The sequence below is a fragment of the Ectothiorhodospira mobilis genome (assembly GCF_900114895.1).
GTDB lineage: Bacteria > Pseudomonadota > Gammaproteobacteria > Ectothiorhodospirales > Ectothiorhodospiraceae > Ectothiorhodospira > Ectothiorhodospira mobilis_A.
On the sequence record NZ_FOUO01000029.1, the window covers coordinates 1 to 1,579 of the forward strand.

At 63.1% G+C, this 1,579-nt stretch carries 3 protein-coding genes; 2 read left to right on the plus strand and 1 reads right to left on the minus strand.

Annotation, left to right across the window (positions count from 1 at the left end; translation table 11 throughout):
* Nucleotides 1-762: PD-(D/E)XK nuclease domain-containing protein (locus tag BM214_RS12260; RefSeq protein ID WP_177217679.1), on the plus strand; the 762-nt coding region annotated here is incomplete at its 5' end.
* A 143-nt stretch (nucleotides 763-905) separates the two neighbouring features.
* Here BM214_RS12260 and BM214_RS12265 read toward each other — a convergent pair.
* Nucleotides 906-1,220 (minus strand): addiction module antidote protein, encoded by a 315-nt coding sequence (locus BM214_RS12265; protein ID WP_090487761.1) that lies wholly within the window; start codon nucleotides 1,218-1,220, stop codon nucleotides 906-908.
* Nucleotides 1,221-1,424: 204 nt separating this feature from the next.
* Between BM214_RS12265 and BM214_RS12270 the strand changes: the two genes are divergently transcribed.
* Nucleotides 1,425-1,579, plus strand: a 155-nt coding sequence (locus BM214_RS12270) for an AAA family ATPase (protein WP_177217680.1), incomplete at its 3' end; no start/stop codon positions are given.

The following is a 1,579-nucleotide window of genomic DNA, read 5'->3' on the forward strand; positions in this document are numbered from 1 at the left end:
GATGTCCTGCTGCTGTTCCAGGAGCGCCGTTTTGGCCCCTACTGGTTCGAATCCGCCACGCCCGCCTTTTTGGTGGAACTGCTGCGGGAGCGGGGCGTCTTTACCCCGCAACTGGAGCAATGGCAAACCGAGGCGGCCCTATTAGGCCGGTTCGATGTGGATCATATCGCCACCGAGGCGCTGTTGTTCCAGACCGGTTACCTGACGGTCCATGGTGTCGAGGAGCCGCTGACCGGCTACTGGCTCTACACCCTGGGGTACCCCAACCATGAAGTGGAGACCAGCCTCAACCAGGCCCTGCTGCCGGTACTGGGGCTGGACGCCGGCCCCCGGGAGCGCATGACCTTGTTGGGCTCCCTGCGGGCCCATGACCTGAGCGCGCTGGAGGCCCATCTGAAGGCCCTCTACGCCGGGCTGCCCCACGACTGGTACCGCAACAATCCCATCGCCCGGTACGAGGGCCACTACGCCAGCGTCTTCTACAGCCACTTCGCCGCCCTGGGGGTTCCGGTGACGGTGGAGGACGCCAGCCACCACGGCAAGGTGGACATGACCGTGACCTTCGGCGGCCATATCTACCTGTTCGAGTTCAAGGTGGTGGAGCAACTCCCCGAGGGGCGCGCCCTGGAACAGATCAAGGCCAGGGGCTATGCGGACAAGTACCGTGCCACCGGCCAGCCGATCCACCTGATCGGTGTGGAATTCTCCCGCGAGCAGCGCCAGATCGTGGCCTTCCAGGTGGAGACCCTGGATGCTGGCTGAGCCTTCCTGCTTGTTGCAGGCAATACCGGTCGCGCCCGAACCAAAGCCCCATTCGTTCTCCAGAGTGCGCCCCGTGAAGTCAGCCACATCCGGTTGAACCCGTTGCACTGCCCTTCCGTGTGGTTGAGCAGGGGAGGTGGTGATCAGACTTGGGCGTTGGGCCGTGAGAGGGGTTCGATCGTCAGGCGCAGCCCCAGGGCGTTGGCCACCTTGCTGATGGTGGAAAATGCTGGGTTGCCCTCGCCGGACAGGGCCTTGTAGAGCCCCTCCCGGCTCATGCCCACTTCCTTGGCAAGCTGGCTCATGTTGCGCGCGCGGGCGATGTCCCCCAGCGCGGCCGCAAGCAGGGCGGGATCGTTCTCCTCCATCACCGCCATGAGGTAGGCGGCAATGTCCTCCTCGCTCTCCAGGTAGTCTGCGGTATCGTAGTGGCTGAAGGTGACGGCTTGCTCAGTCATGGGGTGACTCCTTCCATTGCGCGGCAATGGCTTTGGCCTGTTCGATGTCGCAGGACTGGCTGGCTTTATTGGGTTTTTATTATTTCGATCACTTGCTCACTTTTAGTTAACAGTTTAACGAGTGTCAACTGTGGTTCACATTGGCGCGTGGTTGCCCCATGCTATCCTGCCCCGGATCGCCAAGGTCGTCCCCCCGGAGCGCCCATGTCCGCTGCACCCCGCCGCAAGCTGCCCATCGGCATCCAGACCTTCGCCGACATGCGTGAGGGGGGGTATTACTATGTGGACAAGACGCCGCTGATCCATCGGCTGGTGGAGGAGGGCAAGTACTACTTCCTCTCCCGCCCGCGCCGCTTCGG

Coding starts and splice junctions, on each gene's coding strand:
- BM214_RS12265 (WP_090487761.1), bottom strand. CDS start 1,220: ATGACTGAGCAAGCCGTCACCTTCAGCCACTACGATACCGCAGACTAC.